This is a genomic window from Tistrella mobilis KA081020-065 (genome assembly GCF_000264455.2).
Classification (GTDB): domain Bacteria; phylum Pseudomonadota; class Alphaproteobacteria; order Tistrellales; family Tistrellaceae; genus Tistrella; species Tistrella mobilis.
In genome coordinates this window covers 639,090-655,371 of the sequence record NC_017966.1, presented here as the reverse complement: position 1 = coordinate 655,371, position 16,282 = coordinate 639,090, and the positions used below count along the sequence as shown (strand labels likewise).

Annotated in this window: 16 protein-coding genes and 1 tRNA gene; 6 read left to right on the top strand and 11 right to left on the bottom strand. The window is 68.1% G+C overall.

Annotation, left to right across the window (positions count from 1 at the left end):
- Positions 1-160 precede the first annotated feature (160 nt).
- From TMO_RS23655 to TMO_RS23645, 3 genes are all read left to right on the top strand, one after another.
- The gene (locus TMO_RS23655) at positions 161-685 is read left to right on the top strand and encodes a lasso peptide biosynthesis B2 protein (RefSeq protein WP_014753343.1); all 525 of its coding nucleotides are present in this window, start codon (positions 161-163) and stop codon (positions 683-685) included.
- A 449-nt stretch (positions 686-1,134) separates the two neighbouring features.
- Positions 1,135-2,685, top strand: a complete 1,551-nt coding sequence (locus TMO_RS23650; protein ID WP_081599062.1) for a 2-isopropylmalate synthase — start codon at positions 1,135-1,137, stop codon at positions 2,683-2,685.
- Between the two features lie 24 nt (positions 2,686-2,709).
- Entirely contained in the window at positions 2,710-2,982 is a 273-nt protein-coding gene (locus tag TMO_RS23645) for a ketopantoate reductase family protein (RefSeq protein WP_014753340.1), read from the top strand.
- 129 nt (positions 2,983-3,111) lie between these two features.
- On the opposite strand, the gene TMO_RS32710 is transcribed toward TMO_RS23645, so the two are convergent.
- The 3 genes from TMO_RS32710 to TMO_RS23630 form a co-directional block, all read right to left on the bottom strand.
- Positions 3,112-3,246 (bottom strand): hypothetical protein, encoded by a 135-nt coding sequence (locus TMO_RS32710; protein WP_014753339.1) that lies wholly within the window; start codon positions 3,244-3,246, stop codon positions 3,112-3,114.
- 103 nt (positions 3,247-3,349) lie between these two features.
- A tRNA-Pro gene (locus TMO_RS23635) sits at positions 3,350-3,423 on the bottom strand.
- A gap of 390 nt (positions 3,424-3,813) precedes the next feature.
- Positions 3,814-4,554: an SDR family NAD(P)-dependent oxidoreductase gene (locus TMO_RS23630; RefSeq protein WP_014753338.1), complete on the bottom strand. Its 741-nt coding sequence runs from the start codon at positions 4,552-4,554 to the stop codon at positions 3,814-3,816.
- A gap of 108 nt (positions 4,555-4,662) precedes the next feature.
- On the opposite strand from TMO_RS23630, the gene TMO_RS23625 reads away from it, so the two are divergent.
- Positions 4,663-5,340, top strand: coding sequence for a TetR/AcrR family transcriptional regulator (locus tag TMO_RS23625; protein ID WP_014753337.1), 678 nt, complete (start codon positions 4,663-4,665; stop codon positions 5,338-5,340).
- A gap of 15 nt (positions 5,341-5,355) precedes the next feature.
- Here the strand turns inward: TMO_RS23625 and TMO_RS23620 are convergent, their stop codons facing one another.
- Positions 5,356-6,258, bottom strand: a complete 903-nt coding sequence (locus tag TMO_RS23620; protein ID WP_014753336.1) for a LysR family transcriptional regulator — start codon at positions 6,256-6,258, stop codon at positions 5,356-5,358.
- Between the two features lie 97 nt (positions 6,259-6,355).
- On the opposite strand from TMO_RS23620, the gene TMO_RS23615 reads away from it, so the two are divergent.
- Positions 6,356-7,189, top strand: coding sequence for an SDR family oxidoreductase (locus TMO_RS23615; RefSeq protein ID WP_014753335.1), 834 nt, complete (start codon positions 6,356-6,358; stop codon positions 7,187-7,189).
- Positions 7,190-7,220: 31 nt separating this feature from the next.
- On the opposite strand, the gene TMO_RS23610 is transcribed toward TMO_RS23615, so the two are convergent.
- Positions 7,221-7,805: a peptide deformylase gene (locus TMO_RS23610; protein WP_014753334.1), complete on the bottom strand. Its 585-nt coding sequence runs from the start codon at positions 7,803-7,805 to the stop codon at positions 7,221-7,223.
- Between the two features lie 204 nt (positions 7,806-8,009).
- Here TMO_RS23610 and TMO_RS23605 point away from each other — a divergent pair, with 204 nt between their 5' ends.
- Positions 8,010-8,900, top strand: a complete 891-nt coding sequence (locus TMO_RS23605) for a DMT family transporter (protein WP_014753333.1) — start codon at positions 8,010-8,012, stop codon at positions 8,898-8,900.
- Here TMO_RS23605 and TMO_RS23600 read toward each other — a convergent pair.
- The 6 genes from TMO_RS23600 to TMO_RS23580 form a co-directional block, all read right to left on the bottom strand.
- Positions 8,878-10,953: a methyl-accepting chemotaxis protein gene (locus TMO_RS23600; RefSeq protein WP_014753332.1), complete on the bottom strand. Its 2,076-nt coding sequence runs from the start codon at positions 10,951-10,953 to the stop codon at positions 8,878-8,880. The genes TMO_RS23605 and TMO_RS23600 overlap by 23 nt on opposite strands.
- Positions 10,954-11,162: 209 nt before the next feature.
- Entirely contained in the window at positions 11,163-11,936 is a 774-nt protein-coding gene (locus TMO_RS23595; protein ID WP_014753331.1) for a CaiB/BaiF CoA transferase family protein, read from the bottom strand.
- Positions 11,851-12,258 carry a CoA transferase gene (locus TMO_RS32705; RefSeq protein WP_267020808.1) on the bottom strand — a complete coding sequence of 136 codons (408 nt, stop codon included), beginning with the start codon at positions 12,256-12,258 and terminating at the stop codon, positions 11,851-11,853. The genes TMO_RS23595 and TMO_RS32705 overlap by 86 nt, the downstream gene beginning before the upstream one ends.
- A complete protein-coding gene (locus TMO_RS23590) occupies positions 12,255-13,517 on the bottom strand; it encodes a CaiB/BaiF CoA transferase family protein (protein ID WP_014753330.1) in 1,263 nt (420 codons plus the stop codon). The genes TMO_RS32705 and TMO_RS23590 overlap by 4 nt, the downstream gene beginning before the upstream one ends.
- Positions 13,514-14,683 (bottom strand): acyl-CoA dehydrogenase family protein, encoded by a 1,170-nt coding sequence (locus TMO_RS23585; protein WP_014753329.1) that lies wholly within the window; start codon positions 14,681-14,683, stop codon positions 13,514-13,516. Before TMO_RS23585 ends, TMO_RS23590 begins: the two co-directional genes overlap by 4 nt.
- Positions 14,684-14,868: 185 nt before the next feature.
- The gene (locus TMO_RS23580) at positions 14,869-16,278 is read right to left on the bottom strand and encodes an MmgE/PrpD family protein (protein WP_014753328.1); all 1,410 of its coding nucleotides are present in this window, start codon (positions 16,276-16,278) and stop codon (positions 14,869-14,871) included.
- Between the last annotated feature and the right edge of the window lie 4 nt (positions 16,279-16,282).

The following is a 16,282-nucleotide window of genomic DNA, read 5'->3' as shown; positions in this document are numbered from 1 at the left end:
ATGTGCGCAAAATATCGCGAAAGTATCCCCTTGTCTTCCACCAAGTGGCCAAGACTGTGATCCCGCAACCGGAACGGGTCCGCGCGCGGCTTGGCGCTGTCCCTGCCTGCCGCTATGATGAAGGCGTCCGTTCCATGTCTGCTTCCGGTACCCCCTCCGCATGACCACCGAGCCTGCCGCTTCCGCCGTCCCTGCCACCCGGCCGCCGCCGCCTCGGGGCGATATCTGGATCCAGCGTCTGCTGGTGATCGAAGCGGCCTTTTGCCTGGCGCTGGCGGTGACATCGGTGAAGCTGATTCCGTTTCGCCGGCTGGCCGCCTGGTCATCGCGCCGGCCCGAGGGCGCCCGGCTGATGCCGCCCGACACCACCGATCTGGAGGTGCTGCGGGCGGATCCGGACTGGCGCCAGTCCTGGCGCATCGGCCGGCTGGTGGCAGTGGCGGCGCGCAAGGTGCCGTTCAAGGCGGTTTGCCTGCCTCAGGCGCTTGCCGGGCAGAGCATGCTCAGACGCCGCGGCGTGCCGGTCGAGATCGTCTATGGCGTGAAGCGTGATACCGAAAGCGGCGGGATCGCCGCCCATGCCTGGCTGGAATATCGCGGCCGGGGGTTTCTCGGCCACGAGGTGGCGCCGGATCACACGGAAATCGCCCGCTTTCCTTCAGACCGCGCCCGACGCCCGGAATGACCACTGCCGCCTTTCGTCAGGGTCGTTGACGGATGACTTGACATGCGGTTGCACCGGCGGCCATGCTGCACAGATGACGACCGCATCCTTCGCAGCCCTGCTGCCGGCCAACCTGCTTCGACTTCGCCGCCCGGCCTCCTGAGAGGTCGGGTGATCCGGCATGTCTGCCGGCCGAAGTGATCCAGCATCTGTCCGTCGTCTGAAGTCATCTCCTCCATGTCTACCGCCATATCCACGCCGCCAGCCTGTGCCGGTGGCGCGTTGCGACCTCGTCTCCACTCCCTGCATGTCAATGCCCGGGATTATCTGGCCCGGTTCGATCTCGCACGTCGACTTAGCGCCGGCGGCCGGTGCAGCTGACGCCGATCGCCCGCATCCGAATGACGGCCATCTCCGGCGGCCAAGGGCCCGCCGCACCCATATGTCGTGCAGAGACGAGAGCTTTCTTCATGTTGACCACCCCGCAGACGAAATACCGCCCCGCCGCAACCATGCCAGACATGGCCGACCGGCAATGGCCCTCGCGCAGCATCACCGCGGCGCCGCGCTGGCTGTCCACCGACCTCCGCGACGGCAATCAGGCGCTGATGAACCCCATGGACGTGCCGGCCAAGCTGAAGCTGTTCCGGCATCTGGTCGCGATCGGCTTCAAGGAGATCGAGGTGGCGTTTCCGGCGGCCTCGGACACCGATTTCCGCTTTGTCCGGACTCTGATCGACGAGCGGCTGATCCCCGACGACGTCACCATTCAGGTGCTGACCCAGTCGCGCCCCGATCTGATCGCCCGCAGCTTCGAAGCGCTGGACGGCGTATCGCGGGCCTGCGTGCATCTCTACAACGCCATCGCGCCGGAATTCCGGCGGATGGTCTTCAATGGCGGCCGGGCCGAGGTGAAGGCCCTGGCGGTGGAGGGCACGCGGCAGATCCTGGCCGAAATGGCGCGCCGGCCGGGCACGCAGTGGACATATCAGTACTCGCCCGAAACCTTCAGCGCCACCGAGCCCGATTTCGCGATCGAGGTCTGTGCCGCGGTGATCGATCTGGTTCGGCCGACGCCCGAAGCAAAGATGATCATCAACCTGCCGGCCACGGTCGAGGTCTCGACACCCAATGTCTATGCCGACCGGATCGAGCATGTCTGTCGCACCATCCCCCGGCGGGACGCGGTGGTGATCAGCGTGCACCCGCACAATGATCGTGGCACCGGCGTTGCCGCGGCCGAACTGGCAGTGATGGCCGGCGCGGAGCGGGTGGAGGGCTGCCTGTTCGGCAATGGCGAGCGCACCGGCAATGTCGATCTGGTGACGCTCGCGCTCAACCTCTACACCCAGGGCGTCGCGCCGGGGCTGGATTTCTCGGACATCGATGCCAGCGTGCGTGCGGCGACCGAGGCGACCGGCCTGCCGGTCCATCCGCGCCACCCCTATGCCGGCGAGCTGGTCTTCACCGCCTTTTCCGGCTCGCATCAGGATGCCATCCGCAAGGGCTTCGCCGACTGGGAACGGCGCAATACCGGCATCTGGGATCTGCCCTATCTGCCGATCGATCCGGCCGATCTGGGCCGGTCCTACGAGGCGGTGATCCGGGTGAACGGCCAGTCGGGCAAGGCTGGCGCCAGCTGGGTGCTGCAGCACACTCAGGGGCTGGACCTGCCGCGCTTCGTGCAGATCGATTTCGCCCGCCGTCTGCAGCAACTGGCCGACAATACCGGCCGCGAACTCGCCGCCGCCGAAATCTGGGCCGCCTTCACGGATGCCTATATGGCGGATACCGGTGGTGCCATGCCCACCCCCAACCGGCCCGGTGCCGCCTGGACGGTGACGCGCGGCGAGGCCCATGCCCGCCGCATCGACGGTACGGCGGCGGGGTTCGCCGCCTATGTCGAAATCGGTGACGAGGCGGGGGCGAGGGCGATTGGTGTCGGCTTCGGCCGCGATCGCAACGAGGCTGAAGCCCGGGCGGAATGTGCCGCGGCGGCGAAGGCCCGCATGGTCTGCTGAGCGGGTCGCCAGAGGTGCCGGACTGTGGCACGCGCACGGGGGGTGGCGGTGCCGGATGATCTGGAGGCCCGCACCGCCGCGGTCCTGGCCGGCAAGTCACCGGCGCTGAAGCCGGTGCTGCTGGTCGATCTGGAGCGCGGCCGCCGGCTGGAAGTGGACTGGATTGCGGGCTCCATCCATCGCGCCGGTCTTGCGACCGGCATCGACACCCCCGTCCAGTCGTGCATCTATGCGGCGCTTAAGCCTTTTTCTGGTGGTGGGCTGCCCGGCGAAAAAGCGTCGCCGGCGACCAGTTGAGGCTGGTGCCCAGGATCGCGAGCATGATGGCGGCCCCGCCCAGTGCCTGATGCAGATCCAGCATCGTGTCGAAGGCCACACAGTCGACGACCAGGGCCGTGACCGGGTAGAGAAACTGCAGAATCGCGATCAGCGCGGTGCGGATGCGGGGCAGGCTGCGCCGAGGGCGAGGCCGATGCCCGAAAGACAGTCGTCCCCGGCCAGACCGTCCTCGATACGGGCCAGCCGGGCGATGACGAGAAAGCCCAGAAAGCCGGTGGTCATCCAGAACAGCCTGGGCCAGGTGATGGGGCGGGGGACGATCGTTTTGGGGTAAAAAAGCCGCCTCAAGGCCGAAATGGCGAGGGGCGCCTGGGGCGCCCCTCTGATCTCCCGGCAGGACTCGAACCTGCGACCTCCGGTTTCCAACACCGGTGCTCTCTCCAGCTGAGCTACGAAAGGCCGGTGCCACGGAGATGGTGACCAGCACTTGAGAGGTCAAGAGACGATAGACATTTTCCTAACGTCCGCTTAGCAGAAGCTGCGCTGCAGCAGCATTGGCCGTGCTCAATGTCCGGAGTGAGCCATTCGTATGCTAATTTACTGCACGTGGCCTACTCCATACGCCCATCCGTCTTGCTGATATATCTCTTTCACGTTGAGACGAAGCTGGGCTTAGCTGACCGGACCTCTTATTCCAGTTTTTAGACTGTGCCGGTTTTATCCGATTTTTCTATCGTAGCTCCGCTCATGGGCATTCCAGAGGATGTGATCGCGGGAGCGGGCTCTCCTTTACAAGGTGAGCCTGCCTGCGCACCCGGCCGGACGGAACGGTTGAGATGTTTTGCCGGCTCAGGCGTTGTATCCGCCGTCCACCGTCATGGCCGAGCCGGTCATGAAGCTGGCGGACGGCCCGGCCAGGAAGGTGACCGCGGCAGCGATGTCTTCCGGCCGGCCATAGCGGCCGAGCGGCGTGTGCGGGATGATCATCTGCGCCATCTCGCTATCGGCGGGGTTCATGTCGGTATCGATCGGGCCCGGCTGGACCAGATTGACGGTGATCCCCTGTGGCCCCAGATCGCGCGCCAGACCGCGGGTGAACGACACCAGCGCCGACTTGGTCAGCGCGTACATCGTCAACCCCGCGGCGGGCACCTGTACGCCGAGCGATGATCCGATGCTGATGATGCGGCCGCCACGGCCCAGATGCGGGATGGCGGCCTGCGCGGCCAGCACCACCGCCCGTACATTCACGTTCAGCAGGGCATCGATCCGTTCGAGGGGAAGGTCGACGAGCGGGCCGAAATCGGCGATGCCGGCATTGTTGACCAGGATGTCGAGGCCGCCGAGCCCCAATGCCGCCTCGTCGACCGATCGCTTCACGGCGGCAGGGTCGGCGCTGTCGGCCTGAATGGCGAGGCCGCGCCGGCCCTTGGCCTCGATCGCGCCCACCACCGCAGCCGCCCGATCGACGGAGCGTTCATAGGTGATCGCCACATCGGCGCCGGCATCCGCCAGCGCCAGTGCGATGCCGGCGCCGATGCCGCGCGATGCGCCGGTGACCAGCGCGCGCCTGCCTGCAAGGGAGTTCATGTCCTGTCCTCTCGGATGAGCAAGGTCGGGTTCAGATTTATGTATCGATCGATGCATAAATCGGTAAACCGATTGCCGGGGGGAGTCAACGGGTTTATAAAGTGATCGATGCAGAAATCAGATCGTCCCGCCTCACCAGCGGCCGCCACCACCGCCGCACCCGCGCCCGCATCCGGACCCCGCAGCCGTGGGCGGCCTCGTGCGTTCGATCGCAAGGCCGCCCTGGCCGAGGCGACCCGGCTGTTCTGGATGAAGGGCTATGACGCCACCTCGATTTCCGACCTGACCGCGGCCATGGGCATCGGCTCGACCAGCCTTTACGCCGCCTTCGGATCGAAAGAGGCGCTCTATGCCGAGGCGGTGGACCATTACCGCGAGACCTATGAACACCTGGTCTGGGGCGGCTTCCTGGCCGCCGCCACGGCCCGCGATGCCGTGCAGGCCCTGCTGACGGATTCAGCCGCCGCCCTGACCGGCTGCCGCGCCGACATCCCCCATGGCTGCATGGTGGCGCTTTCCGCCATCGGCAGCGAAGCGCACACGGCCCTGGTCGAGCTGCTGCAGAACGCCCGCGCCGCCACCCTCCAGCGCCTGGAGGCCCGCTTCGCCACGGCCGTCACCATGGGCGACATCCCACCCGCTACCGACATCCACGCCCTGGCCCGCTTCATCCAGACCGTCCAGACCGGCATGTCGATCCTGGCCCGTGACGGCGCCGGCCGGGCGGAGCTGGAGGCGGTGGCAGACGTGGCGATGGCGGGGTGGGATCAGTGGGTCGGGAGATGACCCGCCACCCCGGCCTCAACCCCCTGATTTACCCGCAGTTTTCATCACATCGATAAACGCCCGAAGCGTTGCCGGCATGTGCCGGTTGCGGGGGTAGTAGAGCGCGAGACCGGGTATCGGCGGGCACCAGGGATCGAGGACGGTCACCAGCTGTCCCGATGCCAGACGGGCCCGGGCGACGGGTTCCGGGACATAGGCTATGCCGTGTCCGGCCGCCGCGGCCTGTACCAGGAGATCATTGTCGTCGAGGGTGAGGGTGCCCGGGACGTCGATGGTGACTTCGGCTCCGTGTCTTGAGAACTCCCACCGGTAGCGCTTTCCGCTCGGCAGGCGCTGGCGGATGCAGGCATGGGCCTGAAGGTCGTCCGGGGTTTGGGGCGGTTCGCAGTTCTGGAGATAGGACGGGGCTGCAACCGCGATGAAGCGGATGTCGCCGCCGAATTTCACCGCGACCATGTCCCGCGGCACGGCCTCCAGAAGGCGCACGCCGGCATCGAACCCGTGCTCGACGATGTCGATCAGCCGACCCTCGGAGACCAGATCAAGCTCGACCTCGGGATGCAGATCGAGGAAACGCGGGACGACCTGGTTCAGAAGGAATTCAGCGCCGCTCTTGTTGGCATTGATCCGCAGCACACCCCGCGGTGCCCCACGCACATCCGAGAGGGCGTCGAGCGCCTGGTCGAGATCCTGAAGAACCGGATCGAGCCGTTCGAGCAGCTGCGCACCGGCCGCGGTCAGCGACACGCTGCGCGTGGTGCGGTTGAGCAGGCGGATGCCCAGCTTCCGCTCCAGCCCGCTGATCGTGTGGCTGAGCGCCGAGCGCGACACCCCCATGGCATCGGCGGCCTTGCGAAAGCTGTGGTGGCCGGCCACAGCGGCGAAGGCGGCGAGGTCGTTCAGGCTGGGGCGCATCATATGTGAAATTTCCTCACCAGGTCATCCCATCCTGGGAATCTTATCTCACCAATCAGCCCGATCTACCTTGGAGATGACCACCAGAAAGGTAATCCTCATGACGAAAACATGGGTCATCACCGGGGCATCCTCAGGGCTCGGCCTCGACATGGCACGGCAGCTTCTTGCAAAGGGCGACAGTGTCGTCGCCTCCACGCGCCGGGCGGATCTGCTGTCGGATTTGCAGCGGCAGTACGGGGACCGTCTCGACGTCGTTCGGCTCGATCTGACCGCGGTGTCGGAAATCTACGGCGCCATCGACGATGCGTTCCGCCGGCACAAGCGGATCGACGTCGTCGTCAGCAATGCGGCCTATGGTCTGTTCGGCGCGGCCGAAGAGCTGACGACCGCGCAGATCGACCTGCAGATCGCCACCAACCTCGCCGGATCGATCCATCTGATCCGCGCTGCCCTGCCGCATCTCCGTCGCCAGGGCGGCGGGCGCATCCTGCAGGTCTCGTCTGAAGGCGGGCAGATCGCCTATCCCTGCTTCAGCCTCTATCACGCCACCAAATGGGGGATCGAAGGGTTCATCGAATCGGTCGCCCAGGAAGTGAAGCCCTTCGGGATCGATTTCATCATCGCCGAACCGGGCCCCACGGCGACGAATTTCGGGGCGAACCTCGTGCGCGCCGATGCATTGGATGTCTATGAGCAGACACCCGCCGGCGATGTGCGGCGCGCGATCGGCGATGGCAGTTTCGTGGTGAAGGGCGATGCGGCCCGAACCGTGGCTGCGATGATCGCTGCGGCCGAAAGTGCCGCCCCGCCGCTGCGGCTGACCCTGGGCAGCACGGCCTATGCCTCGGTCTCGGCGGCGCTTTCGGCGCGCCTGGCCGCTCTTGCTGCCCAGAAGGAGGTGGCGGAGTCGGCCGATCGTCCGGATCTCTGACGGGTGGCGGCGGCGGCCTGATCCCTCGCCGTTACCGGCTGCCCGCCTTCCTCATCTTTTCATAGCGCTTGTGCAGCCGGTCGCGGCGGAGCTTGGACAGGCGGCGGGTCCAGAAGATGCCGTCCAGCTGGTCGATTTCGTGCTGCAGGCAGATGGCGAGCAGGCCGTCGGCCTCGGCCTCGTGTGCAGCACCCGTCAGGTCCTGCCAGGTGAGGCGGATGCGCGCCGGGCGTTCCACCTCTTCGCTGACGCCGGGCATGGAGATGCTGCCTTCTTCGTGGATCACGGTGTCGTCCGACGACCAGGTGATGCGCGGGTTGACATAGATGCGCACGCCTTCCGGGTCGCCGGCTTCCGCGTCCCCGGCTTCCGCGTCCCCGGCTTCCGCGTCCCCGGCTTCCGCGTCCCCGGCTTCCGCGTCATCGGGCAGTTCGATCACCACCAGGCGATGCAGAAGGCCCAGATGCGGCGCGGTGATGCCGATGCCGGGGGCGTCGCGCATCGTGTCCAGCAGGTCGTCGGCCAGCGCGGCGAGGGCGGCGTCGAAGCTGGTGACCTCGGCCGCGGGCGAGGTGAGGCGCGGGTCGGGAAACATCACGATCGGGCGGACGGGCATCGGGGGGCTCCTGAGACCGGAAGGGCGGACGGCGTGGCCAGGATGTGCCACGATGGCGGCCGCATCGCAAGCCGGCATCCCCGCAGCCTGCCCCCGCTTCGGGCCCCGGTGCAACCATATGGGAGGGTCGCCGATGTTGAATGCCGTGCTCTGCCATGATCGAGGTGTATCGGCAGGATCCCGGCCGACGCCCGGCGCGCTGCCATGATCGCGGGCGACCGCCCCCGCATCATCGGCTGGACGGTGGTGGCAATGATCGCCTTCGCGGCCAATTCGGTACTCTGCCGCTGGGCGCTGGACCGGACCGCGATCGATCCCGCCGCCTTCACCGGCCTCCGGCTGGCCGCAGGCGCGGTGATGCTGTGGCTCTGCCTCAGGGCGGGCCGGCGGACGGGCGGGGGCGTCCGACCCGGCCCGTGGCCAGGATCCTGGGCAGGGGCCGCGGCGCTGTCGGCCTATGCGGCGGCCTTCTCTTTCGCCTATGTCGGCCTGCCCGCCGCCTCAGGGGCGCTGCTGCTGTTCGGGGCGGTGCAGGTGACGATGATCGCGGCCGGGCTGATCCGCGGCGAGCGGCTGCGGCCGCTGCAATGGCTGGGGATCGCGCTGGCCGCGGGCGGGCTGGTGGCGCTGCTGGCGCCCAAGACGCAGATACCAGATCAGGGTGCGCAGGCGCCCGATCCGGTTGCGGCGGCGCTGATGCTGGCGAGCGGCGCCGCCTGGGGCGTCTATTCGCTGATCGGCCGGCGGAGCCGCGATCCTCTGGCGACCACCGCCGGCAATTTCATGCGCAGCCTGCCGCTGGCGGTGCTGCTGCTGGTGCCGGCGCTGCTGCGGATGGAGATCGATCCTCAGGGCGTGGCACTCGCGGTCGCCTCGGGCGCCCTGGCCTCGGGCCTCGGCTATGCCGTCTGGTATGCGGTGCTGCCGGCACTGGGCGCCGCGCAGGCGGCTTCGGTCCAGCTGTCGGTGCCGGTGATCGCGGCGCTCGGCGGCACGGTGCTGCTGGGCGAGGCGATCACCTGGCATCTGGTCGTGGTGTCGGTGGCGGTGCTGGGCGGGATCGCGCTCGTGATCAGGCCTGCTGCACGCGGCTGAGGAAATCGCCCACCGCCCGTTGCAGCACCTCCTGTTCGTGGACCACCTCTTCGACCGAGCCGGTGACCTCGGTCGCGGCCCGGCCGGTCTCGCCGCTCGACCGGGCGACCTCGGCGATGATGTCCTGAACCTCGCCGGTGGCGGTCGCCACCTGCTGGACCGAGCCCGAGATTTCGCCGGTGGCCGCACCCTGTTCCTCGACCGCGGCGGCGATGGCGGCACTGTCCTGATCGACCCTGCGGATGGCGGCCTGAACCTGATCCATCGACCCCGCGGCCTCGCCGGTGCGGCGCTGGATGTCGGCGACCAGTGCCGTGATTTCCTCGGTCGCCTTCGACGTCTGGTTGGCGAGGTTCTTGACCTCCGAGGCGACGACCGCGAAGCCCTTGCCGGCCTCTCCGGCACGGGCCGCCTCGATCGTGGCATTGAGCGCCAGAAGATTGGTCTGGGCGGCGATATCGGTGATCAGTCCGACCACGTCGCCGATCCGCCGCGCCGCTTCGACCAGCGCATCGAAGCTGCGACCGGTGGCCGCCACCTGATCCACCGCCTCTCGTGCACCGGTGGCGCTGGCCTGGACGCGGGCGCTGATTTCCGAGATCGAGGCCGCGAGTTCCTCGGTGGCCGCCGCCACGGTCTGCACGCTGGAGGCCGCCTCGGCGGTGGCCCCGGCGCCGGTGGTGGCACGTTCGCTGGCGGCATCGGCCAGCGCACGCATATGGCTGGCGGTGTTCCTGAGCGTGTGGCCGGCATGGCTGATGCCGGCGAGTGCCGCGGTCACCTCTCCCTCGAAACTGCGGCTGAGATCGCGGACGGTTTCGGCGCGGGCGATGTCGCGGGCGCGGGCAGCGGCGGCTTCGGCTTCCAGCCGCTCGGCCTCGCGGGCGCTGACCCGTAGATCTTCGAGCGCGATGGCGAGCCGGCCGATTTCATCGGGATGGCGCGGCGCGGGGACCGGGGTTTCGAAATCGCGCCTGCCCAGCCGGCCAACCGCGGTCATCAGGGTCGACATTGGCCGACGGAAGCGGCGGGCGATCACCACCAGGCCCAGAACCGACAGGGCCAGAGCCAGCGCCAGGCCGGCCAGGGTGAGGCCGAGATTGACGGTGGCGGTCGACTGGCGTTGTTCCGCAAGCGCCACGGCCTCGTTCAGCGCCGCCGTGCTGATCGCGAGGATGGCATCGAAGGGGCCGTTGCACATCGCGGTGTAGGCACGCGCCTCCATGGCCGGCTTGCCGCTGCCGTCGAAGCGGGCCACCAGCGCGTCCATCCGTGCCTGGGTGTCGGTCACCTGGGCGCGGGCGGCGTTGACCCGGGCGATCACCGCCGCCGGCGCGCCCGGACGGACGAGCAGGGAGTCGATGCCGGCCAGTGCCGCCTGCCAGCCACCGGTCCCCGATGCCCATTTCGTCAGGGTTTCGGGCGGGATGGGCGTGCTGGTGGCGACCAGCGGGCGCAGCAGGGAGCATTGGCCACCGAACTGGTCGCGCAGCTGCCAGGCGAAACGGCGGATCTGGACCAGTTCCGCAATCGCCGGATCGGTCATGCGCAGCTCGTCGCCGATCTGATCGGACAGGGCCAGCATGGCGTTCACCACGCCGTAGACGGATTCCCGCCAGGCGGCGCTGTCGGCCAGCTGCCTTTGGTCGCGCGGGCGGGTGGCCAGCGCGTCCATGGCGGTGCGTTTCGCCTGCATGTCGGCGATGGCGCGGGTGACGGCTTCGGTGCCCTTGCGCGCGTCCTCGCCCGTCATCCGGCCGGCGAAGTCCACTGCACCGGCGGCGGCGGCATCGGCCTTGTCGCGGACCCGGGAGATCGTGGTCTGGGGGGCGTCTTCGGTGAGCAGCGCGGTCTGCACGGCTGCGATCTGGGCGCGGGTGTCGATCACGCCGGCGAACAGCGCCCGGTCGGTGCGGGCGGCATCCACGACCCGTTCGGCCGCGGCCCGATCCCGCCAGGCATCGGCCGCCAGGATCGAGGCGGCTGCCAGCAGGCCGGCCAGCATGGCGAGCTGGATGCTGGTCAACAGCCCGGAAATCGATGTCTTGAACATCCCGCACCCCCCGCCCGGCGCCGCCTGGTTGTGTTTCTGCGGCCGTAGCTGAGTTTAGGAAGCAGGTGGTTACGTGGGTGTTAATGGTGTCGTGCCATGAAACCCTGACGGAAAGGCAGCCCGGGCGGCGGCGCGACGCTCTCAACACGCCGCCGTCCGGGCTGAAACACGCAGCCGGACCCGGACCGGCTGCGTGCGACCGGGGCCGGTCAGCGCGGGGGGAGGGGCTCCCGCACCGGGACCCTGGTATCGATGCGGCCGGGTTCGTCCAGGAAGCGGATCGGCGTGCCGACATGCAGATTGCCGTCCGCATCGCGGATCAGCATCTCGCGGGCCTGAACCTGCGGCCGGGCGAAGGCCTCCGCCAGGTCGAGCAGGGGGGCGAAACACACGTCGCGGCCTTCGAACCAGGCCTCCCAATCGGCCCGGCTGCGGGTGCGGAAAACACTGCGCAGGAATGTCGTGGTCTCGGCATGGGCGGGGCCGGGCGGGCTGGAGGCGGCGGGGATCAGATCCTCGCGGCCGAGCGCCTTGAGCAGGGTTTCGACGAATTTATGCTCGCTGCCGCCCAGCACAATGTGGCGGCCGTCGGCAGTCTCGTAGATCTGATAGAACGAGCCGCCGCCCCATTGGCGCTGTTCCTTCACCATCGGCGGCCTGCCGGTGGCGAACAGATCGCCGGTGGCATTGGGCAGCCAGGCCATGGTCGCATCCAGCATCGCCATGTCGATGTAGTCGCCGCGCCCGGTGGTCGTCCGCCGTAGCAGCGCCATCAGCACGCCGGCCAGGCCCAGCAGGGCCGCATTGGCATCGGCGACGGGGATATGCGGATGGGTGGGCTTGCCGTCCTGACCCAGATTGAGGCTGAGCACGCCGGCCAGCGCCTCGACCGCGATGTCATGGGCCGGGCGGTCGCGATCGGGGCCGGTCTGGCCGAAGGCCGAGATCGCGCAATAGACGATGCGCGGGTTGATCGCCCGCACCGTTTCGTAGTCGATGCCGAGACGGGTGGCGACGCCGGGGCGGAAGGCCTCGACCGATCACATCGGCCTCGGCCAGCATTTCGAACAGCCGCGCCTTGTCGTCGGGATGCTTGAGGTCGAGCGTGACGCATCGCTTGCCGCGATGGGTGTTGCGGAACCAGACGCTGGTGCCACCGGCCTTGGCGCCGATGTCGCGGGTCGGCTCCCCCGCAGGCGGCTCAATCTTGATCACCTCGGCGCCGTGATCGGCCATGACCATGGTGAGATAAGGGCCGGGCAGGAACAGCGACAGGTCGACGACCTTGATACCTTCGAGCTTCATGCCACGGCCCCCTCGGCCCTGAGGGCTGCGATGGCGGCCGGATCGTAGCCAAGCTCGCCCAGCAGCGCGTCGGTATCGGCACCGAGGCCCGGCCCTGGCTTTGCCCTGATCACCGCACCATCCAGCCGGATCGGGTTGGAGAGCACTCGCATGCCGGGCTTTGCCGGATGGTCGACGTTCTGGATGCCGCCGCGTTCGGCGAGGAACGGGTTGTCCAGCGCTTGGGCGAGCGAGAGCACCGGTGCCGCCGGCAGCCGGCCGGCGAAGGCGGCCACCCAGTCGGCCATGGTCCGGGTGGCGAAAACCGGATCCAGGATGGCGGCGAGGGCATCGCGGTTGCGGAAACGCGCGGCGACATCGGCGAAGCGCGGATCGGCGGCAAGATCGGGCAGGCCTGTGATCTCGCAGAGTGCGCGCCAGAATTTGGGCAGCATGCACATCACGTAGATCGCGCCATCCGCCACCGGAAACTGTTCGCAGGGCACGACCGCCGGATGGCCGCCGCGCGGCCGGCGCCCGGTGGTGGTGCCTTCGTTCAGATACCAGATCGCCGGATAGGTGAGCTGGTGCACGGCGACGTCGTAGAGGGTGACGTCGACATCGCGGCCACGGCCGGTGCGCATGGCGCCGAACAGGGCCGATGTCAGCGCGAAGGCGGTGGTGAGCCCGGTCAGATAATCGACCACCGACAGGCCCATGCGGGTGCCGCCACCTTCGGGATCGCCGGTGAGCGCGATGAACCCGGCTTCGGCCTGCATCAGATAGTCATAGGCCGGCCAGGCGGCGCGCGGGCCGCTGCGGCCATAGCCCGACAGATGGGCGCAGACGATCGACGGCTTGACCGCCTTCAGCGCCTGATGGGTGATGCCGAGCCTGTCGGGCTGGTCGCCGCGCAGATTGTTCATCACCGCATCGGCGGTTTTGACCAGTCTTTCGAACACCGCGCGGCCGGCGGGAGATTTCAGGTCGAGCGCGATGCTGCGCTTGCCCAGATTGAAGGTCTGGAAGAACTGGCTGTCGTTCTCGCCCAGGAAATGCGGGCCGCTCTGGCGGGCGCTGTCGCCGCCCTTCTGCCCGTCGGCGGGCGTGGGCTCGATCTTGATGACCTCGGCGCCCATGTCGGAAAGATAGAGGCTGGCGAAGGGGCCGGCCCCGTACTGCTCGATCGCCAGCACCCGGATGCCGGCCAGCGGACGGTCGTCGTCCGCGGCCGGGCCGGTCGGGATGGCGGCGGTGGGGATATCGCCGCCGATGGTCATGCCGGGTTCCGCGCGATCAGCTGCTTGGCGATGATCATGCGCTGGATCTCGTTGGTGCCCTCGCCGATGCACATCAGCGGCGCGTCGCGGAAATAGCGCTCCACATCGTATTCCTTGGAATAGCCATAGCCGCCATGGATGCGCATCGCCTCCAGGCTGTTGGCGACGGCGGCTTCCGAGGCGAAATACTTGGCCATGCCGGCTTCCATGTCGCAGCGCTCGCCGCGGTCATAGGCCCGGGCGGCATCATAGGTCAGCAGCCGTGCCGCCTGCAGACGGGTTGCCATCTCGCCCAGCTTCAGCTGGATCGCCTGATGCTCGGCGATCGGCTTGCCGAAGGTCTTGCGGATCTGGGCATAGCGCACCGAGTCGTTCAGCGAGGCGGCGGCCAGGCCGCAGCCGCGCGCGGCGATGTTGATCCGGCCAAGCTCCAGCCCGCCCAGCGCCGCCTGCATGCCCTGGCCTTCCACACCGCCGATCAGCCGGTCGGCCGGGATGCGGTAGTCCTCGAAGACCAGTTCAGCCGAATCGATGCCCTTATAGCCCAGCTTTTCCAGCTTCTTCGACACCGTGAAGCCGGGGCCCTTCTCGGCGATGAACATCGACATGCCCTTGTGGCGCGGGTTCGCCTCGGGGTCGGTCTTGACCAGCAGCGCGAAGCACGAGCCTTCGATGCCGTTGGTGATCCAGGTCTTGGTGCCGTTGACGATATAGTGGTCGCCATCGCGCCTCGCCCGGGTGCGGATGCCCTGAAGATCGGTGCCGGCATCGGGTTCGGTCAGGGCCAGGCCGCCGCGCAGCTCGCCGGTGGCAAACTTCGGGAGGTAGTACGCCTTCTGTTCGGGCGTGCCCTGGCGGGCGACGCAGGCCGACATGATCAGATGGCTGTTGATGATCCCCGACAGCGACATCCAGGTCTCGGCGATGGTCTCGACGATCTTCGCATAGGTCGTCGCGTTCAGGCCCAGCCCGCCATATTCGACCGGAATGGTGGCGCCGAACAGGCCAAGCTCCTTCATCTGGGCGACGATTTCGTGCGGGTACTCATCGGCATGATCGAGCTTCAGCACATGGGGCCGCACATCGCGGGCGAGCCACTTGTCGATCGTGGCGAGGATCTCGCCGTCCTCGGTGTCGGCGGCAGCGGCGGTGGTCTGGTCAACCATGTCTCGGGTCTTTCGAAGGGCGCCTGAAGCGGCAGGGGGGCGGCGCCGGGTGAAGCGCCAAGGGTGCAACTTTAAATGTCCGGACAAATTATGGTCCGAAAAACGGCGCCGTCAATGCCCGACCGCAGCATGCGGTACAAAGCCCTGCCGGCGCCGCGGGAGAGGCGGTGGTCAGCCCGTTCGGGTCAGCCTTCCGAAACCATCAGCTTCGCGATCTGGCCGACATCGGTGACGTCTTCGATCTCGTCGACCATGCGCTCGATCTCGGCGCGGCGGGCATCCGGCACCGGCGGCACCGCCCAGCCGCAGCAGCGGGCGAATTTGGCGCGGTTCTCGGCATCGGTGAGCGGGGCATCGGGATGGCCATAGACTTCCGGCAGGTCGATCACCCTGGTGCTGCCCGATGCCAGGCGGACGATCACCCGCTGCGGGGCCAGCGCGTTCTGATCGGGATTGCCGTCGTCGACCACGCTGATCCGCTTTGCATAGGCATGGATTTCGGGGTCGTTCAGCACGGTGTCACCGGCGAATTCGGGCACGTCGACCCGACCACGCAGCAGCAGGGTGGCGGCCACGAAGGACAGGCAGAGCTTGGCGTAGTTGGCCGGCGGATTGTCCAGATCGGGCCGGCCGACCAGCCGCTTCACCAGCGGCGGCGCCTGGATTTCGACCGAGGCGATATCGGCGGCGGTGATGCCTTCCGCCATCACCTGCCGCAGCCCGTCGAGCGCGCCATGGGTCAGCCGGCCGCTGGGGAAGGGCTTATGCGACAGCCGGGCGATCTGCCAGACCCGACCCAGCTCGTCGGGGATGACCTCGGGCGAATACTGGCCGAGTTCGAACAGGTTGTAATAGCCGTACTGGCCGGTGAGCACGTCATGCGGCCCGTCGAAACCCGCCTCGACCAGATCGGCCGAGGTGATGGCGGCGCGGGCGTTGAAGCCGATCTGCAGCGGCAGCAGGCCCGAGCCTTCGGCATGGGGTTGCAGCGTGCCGGCGCATTGCCCGTACTGGATGCCGTAGGCATCGGCCACCTGGGCGGCGGTAAAGCCCGCGGCACTGCCGATGGCCGAGACCGCGCCGAAGCCGCCGGCGACCGCCGGGCGGAAGAAGCGGATCGGCGCCGTGGTGGCGGATCCCAGCAGCCCCGACATGTCGACGCCGACCGCAAGCGAGGTCAAAAGCTGGCGACCGTTCACCGGCCGGCCGCGGCCGCCGGCCCGTTCGGCCCAGGCGAAGAAGGCCGACAGGATGGTTGCCATCGGGTGGACGACGGCGCGTTCATGCACGCAGTCATATTCCAGGCAATGGATCAGATAGGCATTCACCATGGCGGCCGAGGGGGCGGGCAGTTTCAGCCCGCTGCCCCAGACCGTCGCCTCCTCGCCCCGGCCCCAGGCCTCTGCCGCCCGGGAGATGCGGGCGAAATGGGGGCCCGAGGTGCCGGCCAGCCCGACGCCGATGGTGTCGAGCAGGAAGGTCTTGGCCTTGGCCACGGCAAGCGGCGGCAGATGTTCGTAACGGGTGCGCGCCACATGTGTCGCGAAGGCGTCGACGATACCGGTCGGCAGGGCGGGCGGGGAGGCGACGGTCATGAGG

Excerpts from the sequence above, each read along its gene's own strand:
- TMO_RS23630 (WP_014753338.1), bottom strand. The coding sequence starts at position 4,554 with ATGAACTCCCTTGCAGGCAGGCGCGCGCTGGTCACCGGCGCATCGCGC.
- TMO_RS23625 (WP_014753337.1), top strand. The coding sequence starts at position 4,663 with ATGCAGAAATCAGATCGTCCCGCCTCACCAGCGGCCGCCACCACCGCC.
- TMO_RS23585 (WP_014753329.1), bottom strand. The coding sequence starts at position 14,683 with ATGGTTGACCAGACCACCGCCGCTGCCGCCGACACCGAGGACGGCGAG.
- TMO_RS23600 (WP_014753332.1), bottom strand. The coding sequence starts at position 10,953 with ATGTTCAAGACATCGATTTCCGGGCTGTTGACCAGCATCCAGCTCGCC.
- TMO_RS23605 (WP_014753333.1), top strand. The coding sequence starts at position 8,010 with ATGATCGCGGGCGACCGCCCCCGCATCATCGGCTGGACGGTGGTGGCA.
- TMO_RS23650 (WP_081599062.1), top strand. The coding sequence starts at position 1,135 with ATGTTGACCACCCCGCAGACGAAATACCGCCCCGCCGCAACCATGCCA.
- TMO_RS23655 (WP_014753343.1), top strand. The coding sequence starts at position 161 with ATGACCACCGAGCCTGCCGCTTCCGCCGTCCCTGCCACCCGGCCGCCG.
- TMO_RS23615 (WP_014753335.1), top strand. The coding sequence starts at position 6,356 with ATGACGAAAACATGGGTCATCACCGGGGCATCCTCAGGGCTCGGCCTC.
- TMO_RS32710 (WP_014753339.1), bottom strand. The coding sequence starts at position 3,246 with ATGACCACCGGCTTTCTGGGCTTTCTCGTCATCGCCCGGCTGGCCCGT.
- TMO_RS23610 (WP_014753334.1), bottom strand. The coding sequence starts at position 7,805 with ATGCCCGTCCGCCCGATCGTGATGTTTCCCGACCCGCGCCTCACCTCG.
- TMO_RS23620 (WP_014753336.1), bottom strand. The coding sequence starts at position 6,258 with ATGATGCGCCCCAGCCTGAACGACCTCGCCGCCTTCGCCGCTGTGGCC.
- TMO_RS23580 (WP_014753328.1), bottom strand. The coding sequence starts at position 16,278 with ATGACCGTCGCCTCCCCGCCCGCCCTGCCGACCGGTATCGTCGACGCC.
- TMO_RS32705 (WP_267020808.1), bottom strand. The coding sequence starts at position 12,258 with ATGAAGCTCGAAGGTATCAAGGTCGTCGACCTGTCGCTGTTCCTGCCC.
- TMO_RS23590 (WP_014753330.1), bottom strand. The coding sequence starts at position 13,517 with ATGACCATCGGCGGCGATATCCCCACCGCCGCCATCCCGACCGGCCCG.